This is a genomic window from Erwinia papayae, assembly GCF_058241465.1.
The window spans coordinates 363,166-381,816 of sequence record NZ_JBZCHT010000009.1 but is presented as its reverse complement, the minus strand read 5'-3'; the positions used below and the strand labels follow the sequence as shown (position 1 = coordinate 381,816).

The window sequence follows — 18,651 nt, the reverse complement described above, 5'->3', positions numbered from 1 at the left end:
CTCTGATATTTGAAGTAATGACTGGTTTAATCCGAATCTGCTTGTTAAAAGCGATAGTTGCTGGACATTTTAATCTGCAAGGGTGATGGCGTCCACTGAGCACAACAAATAAGTAAAGATTTTGCCCGAAGGTTGAATTACATCAAATTGATAATAAAGTTGCGTAAAGTGAATTGAATGAAAGTTGAGCAAGGGGGAATGAAGGCACAAGGATGAAAAGTGAACCAGAAAGGGAAAGAAAATATTTTTACAGGTAATAGTCGTCTGGGGAAATTGCTACAAATGTCTCAGTTGTCAGCAAACTAAAAAGCTTCCCGAAGGAAGCTTTTATTATCGAAGATACCTTATTCCAACCACTCGGTGTGGAAGACACCCTCTTTGTCAGTACGCTTGTAAGTGTGAGCACCAAAGTAATCACGCTGCGCCTGAATCAGATTTGCCGGTAACACTGCTGAGCGATAGCTGTCGTAGTAAGCGATGGCAGCAGAGAATGTCGGCGTTGGAATACCGTTTTGCACCGCATAAGCCACAACGTCACGCAGGGCCTGCTGATATTCGTCAGCAATATTTTTAAAGTACGGGGCCAGCAACAGATTCGCGATATCAGCATTATCTGCATAAGCATCGGTAATTTTTTGCAGGAACTGGGCACGGATAATACAACCCGCACGGAAGATTTTGGCAATCTCGCCGTAGTTAAGATCCCAGTTATTCTCGGTTGAAGCAGCTTTCAACTGAGAGAAGCCCTGAGCGTAAGAAACAATTTTGCCCAGATAGAGCGCCCGACGCACTTTCTCAATAAATTCAGCTTTATCGCCGCTGAAGGTTTTAACCTGTGGACCACTCAGCACTTTCGATGCCGCTACGCGCTGCGTTTTCAGGGAAGAGAGATAACGGGCAAATACCGACTCAGTGATCAATGACAGCGGCTCACCCAAATCAAGAGAGCTCTGGCTGGTCCATTTACCGGTACCTTTATTAGCCGCTTCATCAAGGATGACATCGACCAGATAGTGACCATCTGCATCTTTTTTAGTAAAAATATCTTTTGTGATATCAATCAGGTAGCTGCTCAGCTCGCCTTCATTCCATTCACTGAATGTCTTCGCCAGCTCTTCGTTGCTCAGATTCAGTGCATTTTTCAACAAAGAGTAGGCTTCAGCGATTAACTGCATATCGCCATATTCAATACCGTTATGCACCATCTTAACATAGTGACCAGCACCATCCGGACCAATGTAAGTCACACAGGCTTCACCTTCTGCGCGTGCGGCAATTTTATCCAGAATTGGCGCGACCAGCTCGTAGGCTTCTTTCTGACCGCCAGGCATGATCGAAGGACCTTTTAACGCCCCTTCTTCGCCACCGGAAACGCCGGTACCGATAAAGTTAAAGCCCTGATCGGACAATTCACGGTTACGACGGATGGTGTCTTTATAGAAGGTATTACCGCCATCAATCAGAATGTCGCCCTTGTCCAGATGTGGCGTCAGGGATGCAATAGTTTTGTCGGTTGCTTCACCAGCCTGAACCATCAGCAGGATACGACGGGGTTTCTCAAGAGAATCAACAAATTCTTCAATGGTGTAGTAAGGAGCCAGCTTCTTGCCTGCATTCTCAGCGATAACTTCGTCGGTCTTTTCACGAGAGCGGTTAAAGATGGATACGGTGTAACCGCGGCTCTCAATGTTAAGAGCCAGGTTGCGGCCCATTACTGCCATACCTACAACGCCGATCTGTTGCTTGGACATTACATACTCCTGTCTGAAGGGCACTCACGGCGCATGTCAGGCACGCCGCGTAATAAAGTGGCAAACATGTTAACTCAGGATAGCCGGTTAAAGGTAGTGATTGGTGCGATTGGTAATCTTTGTTGCAAAATAACAAGTTAGCAAAGATTACACCTGATATTACCAGGGCTATCTGTGAAATTTTAAACCAAATCAGCCTTACTGATATTGGTTTTGAAATATAAGGGCAAAATGTCTTCCGGCTTGCCGTCCATTTTTACCGTACCATGTTCAAGCCAGAGGATCCTTGTACAAACCTTAGCCATCAGTTCATGACTGTGGCTGGCAAGAATCAGAATTTTCGTAGCGTTAATAATATTACTCAGGCGTGTTTCTGCTTTTTCTTTAAAGCTTTCATCACCGACCGATAACCATTCATCCATCAGCAGAATTTCAGGTGTGAAAATGGTGGAAACGCTAAATCCCAGGCGCATTTGCATCCCTGAAGAATAGGTCCTGACGGGCATATCAATGAAATCACCTAAATCGGTGAAATCGATGATTTCATCAATTTTTCCGTCAATTTCCTTTTTGCGCAATCCAAGCAATGCTCCCCGGATGTAAATATTTTCACGTCCGGTAAATTCGGGGTTAATACCCAGTGAGATTGATATTAATGAACCAATCTCACCTTCGATATTAACCGTACCGGTTGTGGGATGATAAACACGGCTAAACATACGTAAAAGGGTGGTTTTTCCAGCACCGTTATGACCGATTAAACCGACACGCTCACCATCATGAATATCAAAATTAAGATTATTTAATGCTGAAACCACAACTTTGCCGTTATTTTCGCCAACCTTTCCGCCAGTGGCAAAATTGATAAAATTCTTTTTGATCGAACGAGATGCCGCATCAAATATGGGGAAATCGATGCCCACATTTTTAAATTGGATAATAGCCATAAAATTCCTAAACCCAGTAGGGAACGCGATATTTGAATTTACTGGTCATCAGCGTGGAAAAGGCGATGCCTGCCACGGCCATTATGGCAACAATCCAGTAAGTGGTCACAGAAGGCACCTCTCCCAGTAACGGGGCGCGCACCACTTCCATTAAGTGATAGAAAGGATTGAAATTTAGCAGCATAACACCAATTTTATGCGTCAGCAGTTTTGGCATCCAGATGACCGGCGTCAGGTAAAAAATAACCTGCATGATGCTCAAGATAATTTGTGTCATATCGCGGAAACGCGCACAAATCAGGGACATCACCATCAGCAACCAGGAAATGTTCAATGCCAGCAGGATAAATCCGGGAATGACCAACAGGACATGCCAGTTGATTCCTTTTGATACCGCAAACAGGACCAGTGGAAAAATAACGATGTTGTGCATAAAAATAATAAAATTCTTCCACACGACACGCAACACATGAACATGTAACGGAACCGGGAGCTGTTTAATAATACCTTCAGCGGAGATAAGGGCATCGCAGCCCTCAGTGATACAACCTGAAAGGAAACCCCAGATTATTAGTCCCAGGGTAAGGTAAGGCAGAAAATCGTGCAGTGGAGTTTTAAAAAGGTTAGCAAAAACCAGTCCCATGGTAGTAATCATTACCGCCATGCTGATGGTTATCCAGAACGGGCCTAGACGTGAACGCTTGTAACGTTGACGAATATCCTGCCCTCCCATAACTCTGACAACGTGAAACGATTTGAGGGTACTAACAAGATCATCAACACCTGGCGAATTTTGCAAAAACGACATTTAAAGAATACCCCATTCGAACGCTTTTCGTTTAATGCCAAACAGGAATTTTCCACCTGAAAGTCGGCTCATCATCAGCGCCATAAATTCATCCTGTTGTGACTCATCAATCTGATCCTTCAGTTTCAACAGATCGTTAAAGTTGCAGACACCGCGATACACAAGATCAAGCTTGATGATAGGTAAGCCAAGATAATGCAGGGTGATACAGTTATTGTGGATCTGAGAACCCCGGGTAAAATCGTCAAGATAAATACTCATCAGACGTTGCCGGAGCACGTTTCCATGTGGCAGCGTATCAAAATCAACACCGGACATAAATGTGGCGAAACTGACAAAATCCATTTTTTCTTCAACAATATCTTCTTTGTCCTTCCGTCTTCTCCTTATTTCGATGTCATGATTCAGTCTTTCTGCATCATCGAGATCGATCAGATATTTTTTATAATATGATTTCAGGACAAAATCGAACTCAAAATATTCACTCAGAAAACGGGTGCGCGTCCAGTACTGGCGATCGCCTTCACGGCGAAATTTGAAATAATTTTTGAATAACAGTTCATCCTGACTAAGCGCGTGCTCAAAGAAGTTAACATCGTACAGCGCCTTAAAGTTTTCTTCCGTCGTAACCAGTGATTTCAACACCTGGCTGAGTTTAAACTCACCGCGCTTAATGACAAAGGGCCTGACATTCGACGATTTATAGGACTTCCAGAAGTTCCTGAATTTTTCTTTGCGGACAATATTGCCAACAACAGAAATACAAAATGAACCAAGATGGTGGGAAATTTCCCTGTTTTCTGTTGCGCCCAACACGTCTACCGAGGTGTTGAAAAGCTGGTAAATGAAGTTTTTCAATCCTTTTTTAGAGAAGAAAATACTGTCATTAACAATAAGGAGTCTTTCACATTTATCGGCGATATGGTTTTCATAGATATACTTCATACCGGCCTGATAGCTACCAAAATCACGGCCAAAATTGTCGCGCTCAATATAAGCATCAATCAGCTCGGGGGCATAATTTTCAGCACTTAATTTTAACGTATTGACGGCAACAATATACACACCCTGTGACTTGGCTTCTTTAAGAAGTTCAAGGGTGTCATCTCTCAGCATATTTTTTTCATACAAGGCAAGTAACATCACTTTACCTTCAGTAAAATCCGTTTTGTGAACGAGATTTTGAAATTTCCTGGTTTTTATTTCGTCACGAAAAGACAGGGCTGTATAGTAACTATAGAAAGCAATCTTCATAGCAAGATTATAAAAATAGCGTACAATACCTTTCATTTTTTCACCGTAGTAATGATTTGCATGGTTTAAAACAACTTTCCAAACGCATTCATGATATAGAAAAAACAAGTCTCAATTACAGACTGGCGATAGCTCCGGCAGGCATGAAAGCATCGAATTCTGGTAAAGGCGCTTTTTTCTCTACAACTGTAGAAATGGTCAAGAACCCGCTGATTCTTGCGTGGTAACTCACTATAGTAAAAATCCAGACTCATTTGGTTGATTCGGTTCCATTCCGCAAACTGGCCTTGATATAACCGTCGCAGACGTTCAACTTTCGAAAGCAAGCCCAGATTACTACCGACAATATTATTGGCATGTTGACGATAGTGTATCTGAGGTTCCGGGTCGTAAATATTGACACCACCAAAAGCTGAGCAGATCAGGTAGAGATACCAGTCATGAGAGACAACAGGTATTCCTTCCGGAAGCTTTTCAATTTTCTTTTTCAAAGCATCACTGAACAGCATCGTATTGCCACCAGAAAAACTTTGCAGCAGTGCATTCTCTAACCTGAATTCACGATTAAAAACAACGGACTGACCAATCACTTCGCTTGATTCATTGATCAACGTTGTCCTTCCACCATATAAAACAAATTCACTTACGTGACGATTTTCAACTTCATGTACGGCTTTCACCGCCACCTCAAGTTTAGTGCTAAGCCAGATATCATCCTGATCGCTGAAAGCATAATAACGTGACCGTATATGAGGATTTTTTAACAAAGAAAGGAAATTTTCGGCGAAACCTTTTGCAGGACCTTTGAGCAATACTAATTTATTAGCAGGCAATCGATTCTGATATTCACTAATAATATCAAGTGTAGAGTCAGTAGAGCCATCGTCAGAAATATAAAGCGTCCAGTTTGTATGGCTCTGATTTACGATTGAATCAAGCTGCTCTCTGAGATATTTTTCGCCATTGTAGCTACAAAAAAGGATGCTTACATCATCATCATTTAACATTTCAGTGCCGCACTATCATTGGGTTATCAAAAGATTATCACGCCACTACTCTAATGATTACCTTCGAATCTGTAATAAAAACTTTCCCTGTGCATAAATGACTCTGGTAAAGATTTAACAGAGTCATCAGCACTCAGTTTTTATTTAAAATAAACTGCTTCAGCAAATAACTTGCCTGTCTGGTCTTTGGCAGACAGCAATGGCTCACTATCAGCGATAACCGGCCATTCAATGCCGATAGACGGGTCATTCCACAGCAAAGTATGTTCATGGCCTGGATTATAATAATCAGTACATTTATAAACAAACTCAGCCGACTCGGAAGTGACGTAGAAACCATGGGCAAAACCTTCAGGCACCCACAGTTGCCGTTTATTATCTGACGAGAGAAACACGCCTACCCAGTGACCGAAGGTTGCCGACGATTCACGCATATCAACAGCTACGTCGAAAACTTCACCGGCAACAACACGGACGAGTTTTCCCTGCGTATTTTCGGTCTGATAATGAAGACCACGCAGAATGCCTTGCGCCGACTTTGAGTGGTTATCCTGGACAAATGTTCGTGGAGCAACCTGCTTTTCAAATTTTTTCTGCTGCCAGGTTTCCATAAAGAAACCTCGCTCGTCGCCAAATACCGCAGGTTCGATAATCTTTACTTCAGGTATAGCTGTTTCAGTAACTTTCATTTCAGAGCTTCCCATCAGCTAATGCCAGCAGATATTTACCATACTCATTTTTGCAGAGTGGTTTGGCGAGCTGGCGCAGACGATCGGCATCAATGAACTGCATACGGAAAGCGATCTCTTCAGGGCAACAGACTTTTAATCCCTGTCGGGTTTCTATCGTCTGAATAAAGTTGTTAGCTTCCATCATGCTTTGATGAGTACCGGTATCCAGCCAGGCATGCCCGCGTCCCATAATCGAAACCGAAAGTAACCCCTTTTCCATATAGATGCGGTTAACATCGGTTATTTCCAGCTCGCCACGCGGTGAGGGTTTAAGCGATTTAGCTATCTCTACCACGCTGTTATCGTAGAAATACAGACCTGTTACCGCGTAATTGCTCTTCGGATGCTCTGGTTTTTCCACCAGCGAAATGGCTTTGCCCTGTTCATCAAACTCAACCACACCATAGCGTTCAGGATCCTGAACATGATAAGCAAAAACCGTAGCCCCTTGCTTCTTATGGCAGGCTTCTTCCAGTTGTCGGTTCAGATCGTTGCCGTAAAAAATATTATCCCCCAGTATCAGGGCGCAGGGATCATCTCCAATAAATTCTTCACCCAGTATAAAGGCCTGAGCCAGTCCATCCGGGCTTTCCTGCACTTTGTACTGGATGGATAACCCCCACTGGGAACCATCGCCCAGCAGGCTGGTAAAACGGGGGGTGTCCTGAGGAGTACTGATGATTAAAATATCGCGAATACCTGCCATCATCAGTGTACTTAGCGGGTAATAAATCATCGGCTTGTCATAAATTGGCAGCAGCTGTTTACTTACCGCCATGGTGACCGGATAGAGCCTTGTACCGGAACCGCCTGCAAGGATGATACCTTTATTCTTCGTCATAATGCTTTACACCAGTTTGAACAGCATTCTGTGATGCTGCATGTAATTTAGCTGAGTATTTCAGTGAGCATACGTTCTACACCAACACGCCAGTCTGGCAGAGTCAGTCCGAATTGCTGCTGAAATTTAGTGGTATTAAGCCGCGAGTTTGCAGGCCGCTTTGCCGGGGTGGGGAATGCGCTGGTGGCAACGGCATTAATTTTGCTCGCTTTTAAATCCAGCCCTTTTTCCCGTCCAATGGCAATCACATAGGATGCATACTCGTGCCAGGTGGTGGTGCCACTGGCGATCAAATGATAAATCCCGGATTGCTGCGAATCGCCTCTTGCCTGACGTATGGCATGGGCCGTGCAGTCAGCGATGAGTTCAGCTCCGGTCGGCGCGCCAAACTGATCGTTGATCACCGACAGTTCGTCCCGCTCGGCAGCCAGTCTCAGCATAGTTTTGGCAAAGTTATTACCTTTTGCTGCATAGACCCAGCTGGTACGGAAAATCAGATACTGGCTGCACACCGCAGTAATCGCCTGTTCACCATCACGTTTGGTCTTACCATAAACGCTAAGTGGCGCAGTGTGATCCTCTTCTGACCAGGGCGCTTCGCCTTCACCGTTAAAGACATAATCTGTTGAATAGTGAACCAGCAATGCCCCAACCTTCTCAGCTGCCTCAGCAATTGCAGCGACAGAGGCGGTGTTAAGCACAGCAGCGATTTCAGGTTCTGACTCGGCCTTATCGACCGCCGTATGGGCTGCTGCATTCACAATCACATCCGGTGCTATCGCGTTGATTGTTTCTGCGATACCTGCTGGATTACTTAAATCACCGCAGTATTCGCCTGAATGACGATCGAGTGCAATCAGGCTACCCAGAGGTGCCAGTGCGCGCTGTAATTCCCAGCCAACCTGGCCATTTTTGCCCAGTAAAAGAATTTTCATCCGTTACGCTTCTCGTAATTTTGCTCGATCCAACTTTGATAGGCACCGCTTTTTACGTTGTTAATCCATTCACTATTATCCAGATACCACTGAACGGTTTTACGCAAACCGCTTTCAAACGTTTCCTGTGGTTTCCATCCCAGCTCTTGCTGGATTTTGCTGGCATCAATGGCATAACGACGATCGTGTCCGGGACGATCGTTAACGTAAGTAATTAAATCTGCATAACGTCCTTCACAGGGCTGCAATTCATCGAGCAGTGCACAAACGGTTTCCACAACCTCAAGATTTTTTTTCTCATTGTGTCCGCCGATGTTGTAAGTCGTACCGGGTTTTACCTCGGTTACCACTTTATAAAGTGCGCGGGCGTGGTCTTCCACATATAACCAGTCGCGGATCTGATCGCCTTTGCCATAAACCGGCAGCGGTTTTTTCTCCAGCGCGTTAATGATAATCAGTGGAATGAGTTTTTCGGGAAAGTGGAAAGGACCGTAGTTGTTGGAGCAGTTGGTGATGATGACTGGGAGTTTGTAGGTACGCCCCCAGGCTCTGACCAGATGATCACTGGCGGCTTTCGTAGAGGAATAAGGGCTGCTGGGTGCATAAGGTGTGGTTTCAGTAAACAGGGGAAGCTCACCACTCATCTCATCCGGATGCGGTAAATCACCATAAACTTCATCCGTTGAGATATGATGAAAACGAAACGCCTTCTTTTTATCGTCGTTAAGGGCATTCCAGTACTGGCGGGTGGCTTCCAGCAAACTGTAAGTGCCGACCACATTGGTCTGCACAAAATCAGCCGGACCGGTAATTGAGCGGTCTACATGGCTCTCCGCAGCCAGGTGCATAATGGCATCTGGCTGCGATTCATTAATTACTTTAATCAGGCCACTGGTGTCACAAATATCCAACTGCACAAACTGATAACGCTCACTGTCACTGACATCTTTAATGGATTCAAGATTGCCTGCATAGGTCAACTTATCCACATTGATGACGCAATCCTGTGTGTTCTTGATGATATGCCTTACAACTGCTGAACCAATGAATCCAGCACCACCAGTGATCAAAATCTTCATAGTAAGTCTCTAAAAACAGAAGTAATTTGGAACAATAACCGTAGATTATTGGGTTTTACCGTCAGGTTGAAGGATTAAATTTCAGACATGCTACCGCCCCTGGGTTAACGTCCCCAGAGCGCATTCTTAATTTTGTGTGTAGTCCTGACTACATTTTATATCACACGGTGATATCAGCAGCTAACCTGCCAGCCAGTCACCATCAGTCTCTCAGATTCAGCATATTCAGATCATAATTCAGCCCTGAAAGACACCGCGTGATTCTAGCATTCAGCAATTATGAAAACTAATTAAAATAAGCATTAGCGTTATGAAGGATGTAAGGATAATCCTGGGTGAAGGTTAGCACAAATGGCTGAAGGATTGCAGAATAACTAAAGCATTCAGGCACCCTGCCTTATTCAGCAGCCAGACAATTCTTAACAAACCTGTTGCACTATTACCCTGCGGTACAGAATCCGGTCTGCTATCAGAGCTATCCTGTTCACCAGTGGTTCGCCCATATAACCCGTTGAGGCGTTGCAACCTGATGACTAAATGTCGAGGTTAAATCGACCCCGTCACTTTAAAGACAATCGGCCAGTATATTGAAAGTTAAAAAAGATATCTGAGGGAGAGTCGTTCTGACTGATATTTAAGGCGGGTTAATACCTGGTATGACGTTAGCGGAGTGTGCCTGAGAACACACTCCGCTCATTGATACAACAGCACTAAACACTGCTGCACTTCTTAACAGCGACAGGACGATTGCTTCACGTCCTGGCGGCAGAGATATGACGCTGAATAATCGACAGAAAGGTGATTATTTATATCCGTTGGGATTATGACTTTGCCAGTTCCAGGTATCTCGCATCATTTCATCAATGCCACGAGAGACGCGCCAGTCCAGCTCTTTATCTGCCAGTGAGGCGTCCGCCCAGAAGGCTGCCAGGTCGCCGTCGCGACGTGGCGAGATCTGATAAGCCACCGCACGACCTGACGCTTTTTCGAAGGCCTTCACCATTTCCAGCACGGAATAGCCTTCCCCGGCACCAAGGTTATAGGCTTTATAGCCGGTGATCGCTGGCAGATGATCCAGTGCTTTCAGATGCCCTTCCGCCAGATCCATAACGTGGATGTAGTCACGTACGCCAGTGCCATCTTTAGTTGGATAGTCATCACCAAAAATACCCAGTTTTTCAAGACGACCAATGGCAACCTGCGCAATGTAAGGCAGCAGATTATTTGGAATGCCGTTAGGATCTTCCCCAATCTGGCCGGATTCATGTGCACCGACCGGATTGAAGTAGCGCAGCGCGATAACTTTGAAATCGGGGTTGGCTTTAGCATAGTCACGCAGAATAAACTCAACCATCAGCTTTGATGTGCCATAAGGGCTGGTTGTGCCACCTATCTGCGTAGTTTCAACATAAGGAACCGGCGCATCTGCACCATAAACGGTTGCAGAGGAGCTGAAAATAAACTGATTCACGCCAGCTGCGCGCATCTCTTCCAGTAAGACCAGCGTCCCGGTGACGTTGTTCTGGTAGTACTCCAGCGGCATGCGGGTCGATTCCCCTACCGCTTTAAGACCCGCAAAATGAATCACAGCACTGATATTGTGGCGGGAAAACAGATCACGCAGGCACGAGCGATCGAGGATATCACCCTCAATAAAGGTGGTTTTTTTGCCGGTCAACAGCTCAACCCGGCTGACAGATTCGGCTGAAGCATTGCTCAGATTATCCAGAACCACCACTTCATCGCCGCGCTCAAGCAGCGTCAGAACGGTATGCGAACCGATATAGCCAGCCCCGCCCGTCACTAAAATAGCCATCGTATCTCCTCGCAGCCGTATCCTGTGATACGGCCCTTATGGGATTGCTTATTGTTTAGCCAGAATTTTTTGGATCTCTTCACGGAACTCACGTCCCTGTGCGTTGTTTCTCAGTCCCCAGGAGACAAAAGCTTTCATATAGCCCAGCTTACGTCCACAGTCGAAACTGTTGCCAGTCAGCAGATGCGCATCCACCGGCTGTTTGGCGGCAAGATTAGCAATCGCGTCAGTCAACTGATAGCGGCCCCAGGCGCCTGGCTCCAGATTTTCCAGCTCTGCCCAGATATCAGCAGAAAGAACGTAACGTCCTACGGCAGCCAGATCGGATCCCAGGGTGAGCGCATTTTCTGGTTTTTCAACAAAATCAGTAATCTGACTGGTTTGTCCCGGATTATCCATCACTTCCTGGGTTTTAATAACTGAATACTCAGAAAGATCGGCTTCAGGCATACGGTGAGCAAGGACCTGGCTGCGGCCTGTTTCTTCGAAACGGGCAACCATCGCCGCAAGATTATAACGCAGTGGATCGGCTGTAGAATCATCCAGCAAGACATCTGGCAGAATAACCACAAAGGCGTCGTCATGAAGCATCGGGCGGGCGCAAAGCAGGGAGTTTGCCAGACCCAGCGGCTGAGGCTGACGTACGTTCATAATTGTTACGCCCGGAGGGCAGATAGACTGGACTTCACTTAACAGCTGACGCTTAACGCGCGCCTCCAGTAAGGCTTCCAGCTCATAAGAGGTGTCAAAATGGTTTTCAACCGCATTCTTGGATGCATGAGTGACCAGAACGATTTCCTTGATACCCGCTGCCACACACTCATCGACGATGTACTGGATCATCGGCTTATCAACGACAGGCAGCATCTCTTTAGGAATGGCTTTTGTAGCAGGGAGCATGTGCATACCCAGACCCGCAACGGGGATAACTGCTTTAAGCTTGGTCATATTTTTTCCATATAAATGAAGTAAAAAACGTTAAGCGATTATGCAATAAAGAGATGATTAGCAAGTATAATCTTAATCTGAAAATTTAGAAGCGGCTGGTCCGTAAATTAAGCTCTCTGTTGAAGCCATTTGAGTTAAGTATCTGACATCAGCAAAAAAAGTGACTTCTGAAATGAAGTCACTTTTAATATTAACGACAACTTAAAACCAGCCACTAAACCATTCGGGTCTGATAAATAAATTGCAATAATTAATCATCGCCATTATCCCAACAAACACCACAGATACCGACATCCACTGACGTGCGTAAGGGATAAAACGAATGCCGATCACCGGTTTGATAAAAAACGGGTGAGCAAAAGCAGAAATCAATATCTGAGAAATGGAGAGGGTCAACGCCACATACCAGACGTTAGGATAAATCCAGGTGGTTGCCAGCACCAGCACCACAATGATGCTTGCTACCACGTTCCACCAGAATTCCACATTGGTCTGTCCGTTGGCCTGAGAAATAGCCCCCGTCAGTCCCCCCATTGGGCGCAGCGTACCAAACAACAGCATCAGCGGAATGAGCTGCGCGACGGCTTCATGCGCGCTGCCATAGAGCACCCGAACAATCACCGGTGACATGATGCCAATCGCCAGATACATCAGGCTGCTGAACAGCATGATCATAAAGGTGCCTTTAAGAAATAGCTGCTGAAGCTGCGCAGGTTCATGTTGTTTTTCAGCAAAACGCGGCAATGCAAGGCGATTGATCACTGGCGTCACCAGTTTTAACGGCTGCAATATCAGCTCTTTAGCCAGAGAATAGACCCCCAGCATATCCGCTCCCATCACTTTGCCGACAATCAATGAATCGGCCTGGGTGCGTAGCTGGTTAATTGTCTGTGAACCCAGCTGATAAACGCCATATCTGACAGAACTGAAAAAAGTCGCCTTATCAAATTCAAATGTCGGACGCCATGATTTTTCACCAAACCAAATCATGCACAGAATACGCATAGCCGCACTGGCAAATAATCCAAGAATAACCGCAGCAACCGTGAGCGAAGAGAAATAAAGCAAAGCGACGGTAAATAAAAATGCCAGCAACTTCGTCGCCATTTCTATTTTAGCCAGCGTCACCACTCTTTTCGCTTTAATAAAATGTGCCTGATATTGTGATAATGAACCCAGCACCAGAAAATTAAGGCTGGTCAACATAATCAACCCGGTTAACTGCGCAATGTGATAAAACCAGGCTATTGGCCAGGCGAGAGCAATTAGCAATAAACCGGTTAGCAGGCTGAGCAGGACATTAACCCAATAGATGGTGCTCTGTTCCTTGCGGGTAATATTCTGGCGGTGAACAATATAACTGCTCATCCCCATGTCCTGTAACACCATTGCCACCGCCAGAATAGCATTGATGATCGCCAAAATACCCAGTTCATGGGCTTCCAGTCTGCGGGCCAGTACACTCAGCTGAGCTACCTGTAATACGGCAGAAAAGCAGGTCCCGCCGAACAGCCATACGGCCTGGGATTTAAAACTACTCACGAAAATTGCTCCAGAAGTGTTGCCAGTTGTCGCCAGGCAATATGCTGGTTAAATTCCGTTTCTACCTTTTTGCGTGCCGCCGCAACAACCGGTGCAATATCCACCTCGTTATTAGCGAGTTTGAACAGCAACGCCCCTAACGCACGGGCATCGCCTTCAGGAGCAAGCCAGCCCGATACATTATGTTCAATCAGCTCAGGAATACCACTGTGATCGCTGGAAACAACCGGCAGTCCCACCGCCATTGCCTCCATCAGCGCCACCGGAATCCCCTCCATATCGCCGTCCGCTGCGGTCAGTGAAGGCAGCAGGAAAATATCGGCCTGATCAAGATAGCGTTTAATTTCTTCCTGTGGCTTGAAACCAACCAGACTGACGCAATCCTCAAGGTCGGCAGCACGAATAGCTTCGCGTAGCTGATTTTCCATCTCCCCACTGCCAATAATGCTGTACTCAAAACTGGCCCCCTGCTCTTTCAGAAAGCGACAGGCTTCCACCGCAATATTCAGCCCCTTTTTCTCGGTCAGGCGTGCAACGGAAATAATACGCAGTGGCGAATGCAAACCTTCACGCGGCTGGAAGTTAAATTTTTCCGGCTCGATGCCCATTCGTGAAACATGAATCTTCTCCGGGGGACATCCCATGCTGATTAATTTGTTTTCCCATAAATGGCTGATTGGCAACAGCAGTTCACTCTGTCTGAACAGATTACTGTAATCCAGCTTGTGCTCTTCGAGAATATGACGGCGGGAAATATCTGCGCCGTGGAATACCGTGGCCTGTTTGCCACGCAGGACATTCAGTTCACGGAGCTTATTCGCCAGCGCCCCGGCATAGCCGAAATGCACCAGGAAAAGATCGGCAGTGAAATGCTTTTCAGCCTGCGCGACGATGGCCGGAAGCAGCAGTTTGCTCGACTGATTGCCGTAGCGCCGGAAATTGAGTGAACGCAACGTGTCAGCTTTCAGCATCTTCGGCAGAACGATTTGCAGACGTTGTTTAAGTTTATCCGCGTTGGAAGACTTATCTTCCGGCAGCAAATAATGCGTTTTCTCTGCCAGGTTATAGCTGTCAAAAGCACCATGCCGGTTGGCAAAATCGCCAGGAAAGACGGAGATAATTTCCACATCGTATCCCTGGTCGATGAAATACGTCACCTGGTTGAGGACGAATGTTTCAGACGACACCGGAAAACGCATGGTGAAAAAGGTTATTTTCATCTGGTCAACCCACCATCAGGATATCTTCAGTTATCTGATTGCCCCGTTTCTGCTCTTCGGAAACAGCGCTGTTAACTTGTTGTTTAACGGCATCGTAATTATCAAGAATGCCGTTAACTTTATTGATAATCGTGCCATCCATCAGGCTTTTCACATCTGTCGCCATCTCAGGCAGTCCCAGTTGGTTCATGACCCCCAGCGACTTATGTTCATAGTTGATGGCAACGGCTGGCGTACCGAAAGTCATCGAGATAATCGCGGAGTGCAGACGCGTACCAATAGTCAGATGACACTGTGCCAGCAGCATACCCAGTTCGAGGTCGTTAAACTCATCCATCACCACATGATATTTATCTTTTTGCTTCACGTGGTCACGCAAGGTGATGGCTATCATGCGGTCGTCATTACCATAGCTGTCGATGCCGGTACAGGTGGAGAGCGCAACCACCTGATAACCGCGTTCAATCATTGCATCGACGACCCTGGCAAATGCCATCTCATACTGCTGTTGCGTTACCCCAAGACGTTTGTCAAAAGGAGCCAGCTTACGCACGGTAATGGCGATGGTTTTATTTGCGGCTATAACCTGCTGCCAGTGCAACAGATTGTGGCCGGGCTGTTCAACCTGGCGGGCGCGCACCAGAAATGCGGTATCTGAACCGGGAATAACTTTCTGAGTGGTAATATTGCCCCGCTTCATCATCTCCAGACTGACGCTTTCACGCAGCACCAGGCGATCCACGCGGGAAAAGACAAAATTAGCAATCTCATTAAAACTTTTTTTCTGGAAAGGCCCGACGCTGTGACCGATCATAAAAAGTGGCTTTTTAGCCAGCAAAGCGCAAAGCGAATGTTCAAATTGCAGTGGGCCATAGAGATCAACGAAGAAAGAGCCACCCACCTGAATCACCGCATCATACTGTTGCAGTTTGTCGCTGAAATCACGCAGATATTTCGGCACGGGCAGAAGTTTATGCCAGCCACGTCCACTGATATGCGCCATCATAATTTTGGGCATCAGCCGCCGTCTGACTTTGTCAGCCAGCTTGTTTTTACCTTTTTTCAGTTCCAGAAAAAGCTCATCCGGCAAAATAGTTTGCCCAAGCAAATAACCGGAACTGACGGGATAACGGCTGATGACATCAATCTCAAGATCGTTTTTTACCTGCCCGAGAGAATCGATTAGACCGCGCAAAATAGCACCATCACCACGGTTACCACAGGTATGGTTGCCGACTAATAAAATCTTCATAAAACACTCCAGAAAGCTGCTATACCGCAGATAAGAACAAATAATAAATAACTAAATAATAAGTATTTTTTTAACCCGGTTTACTTCTGTAGCCAGACATAACGGCATAGTCAGAACCTGAAAAAGCCCATGCAGCCCTGTCAAAATGCGTGGCATGACGTGCGGCAACCAGAAGGTCGCCGCTCCGGCCTGATTATTTCTTTAAGGCAAAATAGGGTACTGCTACCTGCTGGCCATTAATGACCATTGAGACAAAGCCCTGCGCCTGCGATGTATCCACTTCATTTGCTTTCAACAGGCGCGACTGCATCAGCAGATCGCCCTGCTCATTCGCGCCGATACCGGCTTTACCATTGTGTAACGTGAAGCGTTGTACAAGGTCGTGCATATTGGAGCCAGAAGGCTTTGCGACTTCCTGCATTTTGCTGACAAAATGCGCGCATTTGCCGGTCAGAAAGCGGTCTTTCGCCGTCGACTTCATCAGCACACCCGCCGAAGCCACCCAACCTGCCAGTTTGATAAACACCCGCGTGTCGGTGTCGTAGGGAGTTTCAATCATCACATCAAGGACCGGGCTGGACCCTTCAGCATGCCAGCTTCCTTCAGCACGGTGAGCCTTGCGTTGCAGGCTGATGATCGCTTTACCGCCGGTGGTACTTCCACCAACCACTTTTTGCAACGCTGACTTATCGGTGCCGTTGTTGAAAGCGGCCTGACCAAAGATCTCAATTTCCCAGCTGTCACCCACATCCGGCGTAAAAATGTTGCCCAGCTCGTACCATTTTTCCTGGTTAGTATTGTTAACCAGGCGAAAGCGTGAGGTGAGATAGTTGTACTTCATGCTGCCATCTACAGCGACGCCGTAGGATTCAACCCGGGTTGAACCCTGTTCATAGGCCGAGAGCCAGGCACCTTCGGCAGAAGAGTTATCAATCCAGCTGCCAGCCTGCAAGTTGGTCTGGCGCATATTCAGACGGGAATTGTGAGCGATCAGCGGGTTTTTACAGGTTTCAATGCTCAGTGCATCAATGATCCACTGTCCGTTGGAGATGTTGCCCGGATTATCTGAATGCTCAATCCAGCCGTTGTGAATGATTGACTGGCTACAGCGATCCAGATTCAGCACCATCCCTTTCGTACAGTACTGGGCATTAAAGTTAGAGAGCTCAATCGCCGTGCTGTGATCCCAGTTCCCCTGTTTCTGACCTGACCAGACGGCTTTAATCACATCTCCGGTACATTTACTGGCGTACCACTGGTCAATTTTACAATCCAGCGTATCCATCAGGTGCAGCGAGGTGCCGCCAATATTGTCAAAACGCAGACAGGCACCTCGGAAAAACTGCCCACCCGCGCATTTGTTTCTGAAGAAGCCCTGACTGTTTGGCTGTTTATCCGTATGACCGTTAACAATCAGATTACTGATTTCTACCCAGCGTGAATTAACCTGGAAAATAAACTCAGACTTACCGTCTGAAACCAGCGTGGTGGCAGGGAAATAGCCAAAGTTAACCATCGCCCCGGAGACGCGGAAAAAGCGCGTTGACTCCGCTGAAAAATCACAGCTGCTGACAAAAAAAGTCCCGGCAGGAAATTGCACACAGATAGGTTGATCGGCTTTTACCGACCAGTTGTACATCGCTTTAATCGCCGGTGCGGTGTCGGTTTTGCCGTCATCTCTGGCACCAAAATCAAACAGTGTCAGACGGTTAAAGTCATGCACAACGCGGCGCCAGTGAAAGCCTGCCCCGGCAAAATTCACCCCACCATCATCCGTTCCATTGCTCAGGCTGCCAATAAATTCACCGCCGCCCACTTCAAGACCTTCATGCCAGCTGCTCAGTTTGACTTTCGCACCTTCAAAAAGCGGGCGTGTTTTACGCAAGTCGGCGACAGAAGCAATCTCACCAATCAGCTGATAGCCCGCTGGCTGGGACAGGCGCTGGCTGAACCCGGACGCATCGGGTTTGGTGACGTCAGGAATATTGAAAAGGACGCTACCGGAATCATCCACCACCGCCATCGAGTGCGCAGGGTTAGCGATCAGTGCCGCGTTATCGGCAATAAAATGCTCAAAGTTGCCTTTATTTAACGCAACGGGTTGGGCAATTTTCGACAGTTTGCCACTGGCACTGCGCAGAAACAGGTCCGTCAGATTGCCCGGCTGGGTTGGGTCAGTCCCGACCTTGCCAATGTAAAGTTTGCCGCTGAAATTTTGCCAGAAACGTTGTGGCATGGCGTACACCGATTCCGGCGTGAGGACAGGGACATCTCCCTTGGGTATATCACCCGCCTGCACGTCGGTCAGGGAGACGGAAGCGTCCTTTTTTGCAGCCTGGCTGGAAAACGAACTCACAGAAAGGGCTGCAAGAATCGACGAGAACCCGGTAATTAATTCTCTTCTTTTCATTGATGTAATCCCATAGTAGTCATGTGCCGATAAGCATAAATGTGATTTCCAGAGGCACTCTCGCCTGCTAACTGCCACACCCGCCCATGCCGATGCGCCTGCTGGCGGAC

15 protein-coding genes are annotated in these 18,651 nt (G+C 46.8%); all 15 read right to left on the bottom strand.

Features of this window, described 5'->3' with window-relative positions:
- Positions 1-344: 344 nt before the first annotated feature.
- Complete coding sequence (gnd, locus tag AC3RPL_RS06545) at positions 345-1,751, bottom strand: NADP-dependent phosphogluconate dehydrogenase (RefSeq protein WP_367167720.1); 1,407 nt, start codon at positions 1,749-1,751, stop codon at positions 345-347.
- Between the two features lie 182 nt (positions 1,752-1,933).
- Positions 1,934-2,698, bottom strand: a complete 765-nt coding sequence (locus AC3RPL_RS06540) for an ABC transporter ATP-binding protein (protein ID WP_034937752.1) — start codon at positions 2,696-2,698, stop codon at positions 1,934-1,936.
- A 7-nt stretch (positions 2,699-2,705) separates the two neighbouring features.
- Positions 2,706-3,506 (bottom strand): ABC transporter permease, encoded by an 801-nt coding sequence (locus AC3RPL_RS06535; RefSeq protein WP_490739371.1) that lies wholly within the window; start codon positions 3,504-3,506, stop codon positions 2,706-2,708.
- Positions 3,507-4,868 (bottom strand): rhamnan synthesis F family protein, encoded by a 1,362-nt coding sequence (locus tag AC3RPL_RS06530; protein WP_490739370.1) that lies wholly within the window; start codon positions 4,866-4,868, stop codon positions 3,507-3,509. It lies immediately after the preceding gene.
- Positions 4,826-5,767 (bottom strand): glycosyltransferase family 2 protein, encoded by a 942-nt coding sequence (locus tag AC3RPL_RS06525; RefSeq protein WP_490739369.1) that lies wholly within the window; start codon positions 5,765-5,767, stop codon positions 4,826-4,828. The genes AC3RPL_RS06530 and AC3RPL_RS06525 overlap by 43 nt, the downstream gene beginning before the upstream one ends.
- Before the next feature lie 140 nt (positions 5,768-5,907).
- Positions 5,908-6,456: a dTDP-4-dehydrorhamnose 3,5-epimerase gene (gene rfbC / locus AC3RPL_RS06520; protein ID WP_490739368.1), complete on the bottom strand. Its 549-nt coding sequence runs from the start codon at positions 6,454-6,456 to the stop codon at positions 5,908-5,910.
- Between the two features lies 1 nt (position 6,457).
- The gene (gene rfbA, locus AC3RPL_RS06515) at positions 6,458-7,339 is read right to left on the bottom strand and encodes a glucose-1-phosphate thymidylyltransferase RfbA (RefSeq protein ID WP_261640231.1); all 882 of its coding nucleotides are present in this window, start codon (positions 7,337-7,339) and stop codon (positions 6,458-6,460) included.
- 47 nt (positions 7,340-7,386) lie between these two features.
- Positions 7,387-8,274: a dTDP-4-dehydrorhamnose reductase gene (gene rfbD, locus AC3RPL_RS06510; RefSeq protein ID WP_490739367.1), complete on the bottom strand. Its 888-nt coding sequence runs from the start codon at positions 8,272-8,274 to the stop codon at positions 7,387-7,389.
- Positions 8,271-9,353, bottom strand: coding sequence for a dTDP-glucose 4,6-dehydratase (gene rfbB, locus AC3RPL_RS06505; RefSeq protein WP_490739366.1), 1,083 nt, complete (start codon positions 9,351-9,353; stop codon positions 8,271-8,273). The genes rfbD and rfbB overlap by 4 nt, the downstream gene beginning before the upstream one ends.
- Positions 9,354-10,155: 802 nt before the next feature.
- Positions 10,156-11,169 (bottom strand): UDP-glucose 4-epimerase GalE, encoded by a 1,014-nt coding sequence (galE, locus tag AC3RPL_RS06500; RefSeq protein WP_367167725.1) that lies wholly within the window; start codon positions 11,167-11,169, stop codon positions 10,156-10,158.
- Positions 11,170-11,217: 48 nt separating this feature from the next.
- On the bottom strand, positions 11,218-12,117 hold the full coding sequence (gene galF / locus AC3RPL_RS06495; protein ID WP_034937767.1) for a UTP--glucose-1-phosphate uridylyltransferase GalF: 900 nt from the start codon (positions 12,115-12,117) through the stop codon (positions 11,218-11,220).
- Between the two features lie 201 nt (positions 12,118-12,318).
- On the bottom strand, positions 12,319-13,659 hold the full coding sequence (locus AC3RPL_RS06490) for a lipopolysaccharide biosynthesis protein (RefSeq protein WP_490739365.1): 1,341 nt from the start codon (positions 13,657-13,659) through the stop codon (positions 12,319-12,321).
- Entirely contained in the window at positions 13,656-14,879 is a 1,224-nt protein-coding gene (locus AC3RPL_RS06485) for a glycosyltransferase (protein ID WP_490739364.1), read from the bottom strand. Before AC3RPL_RS06485 ends, AC3RPL_RS06490 begins: the two co-directional genes overlap by 4 nt.
- 4 nt (positions 14,880-14,883) lie before the next feature.
- On the bottom strand, positions 14,884-16,131 hold the full coding sequence (gene wcaK / locus AC3RPL_RS06480; protein ID WP_490739363.1) for a colanic acid biosynthesis pyruvyl transferase WcaK: 1,248 nt from the start codon (positions 16,129-16,131) through the stop codon (positions 14,884-14,886).
- 193 nt (positions 16,132-16,324) lie between these two features.
- Positions 16,325-18,541 (bottom strand): phage tailspike protein, encoded by a 2,217-nt coding sequence (locus AC3RPL_RS06475; protein WP_490739362.1) that lies wholly within the window; start codon positions 18,539-18,541, stop codon positions 16,325-16,327.
- Between the last annotated feature and the right edge of the window lie 110 nt (positions 18,542-18,651).

Bases quoted from the DNA above. Each gene is read 5' to 3' on its own strand.
- gnd (WP_367167720.1), bottom strand. From the start codon at position 1,751: ATGTCCAAGCAACAGATCGGCGTTGTAGGTATGGCAGTAATGGGCCGC.
- AC3RPL_RS06540 (WP_034937752.1), bottom strand. From the start codon at position 2,698: ATGGCTATTATCCAATTTAAAAATGTGGGCATCGATTTCCCCATATTT.
- AC3RPL_RS06535 (WP_490739371.1), bottom strand. From the start codon at position 3,506: ATGTCGTTTTTGCAAAATTCGCCAGGTGTTGATGATCTTGTTAGTACC.
- AC3RPL_RS06525 (WP_490739369.1), bottom strand. From the start codon at position 5,767: ATGTTAAATGATGATGATGTAAGCATCCTTTTTTGTAGCTACAATGGC.
- rfbC (WP_490739368.1), bottom strand. From the start codon at position 6,456: ATGAAAGTTACTGAAACAGCTATACCTGAAGTAAAGATTATCGAACCT.
- rfbA (WP_261640231.1), bottom strand. From the start codon at position 7,339: ATGACGAAGAATAAAGGTATCATCCTTGCAGGCGGTTCCGGTACAAGG.
- rfbD (WP_490739367.1), bottom strand. From the start codon at position 8,274: ATGAAAATTCTTTTACTGGGCAAAAATGGCCAGGTTGGCTGGGAATTA.
- rfbB (WP_490739366.1), bottom strand. From the start codon at position 9,353: ATGAAGATTTTGATCACTGGTGGTGCTGGATTCATTGGTTCAGCAGTT.
- galE (WP_367167725.1), bottom strand. From the start codon at position 11,169: ATGGCTATTTTAGTGACGGGCGGGGCTGGCTATATCGGTTCGCATACC.
- galF (WP_034937767.1), bottom strand. From the start codon at position 12,117: ATGACCAAGCTTAAAGCAGTTATCCCCGTTGCGGGTCTGGGTATGCAC.
- AC3RPL_RS06485 (WP_490739364.1), bottom strand. From the start codon at position 14,879: ATGAAAATAACCTTTTTCACCATGCGTTTTCCGGTGTCGTCTGAAACA.
- wcaK (WP_490739363.1), bottom strand. From the start codon at position 16,131: ATGAAGATTTTATTAGTCGGCAACCATACCTGTGGTAACCGTGGTGAT.
- AC3RPL_RS06475 (WP_490739362.1), bottom strand. From the start codon at position 18,541: ATGAAAAGAAGAGAATTAATTACCGGGTTCTCGTCGATTCTTGCAGCC.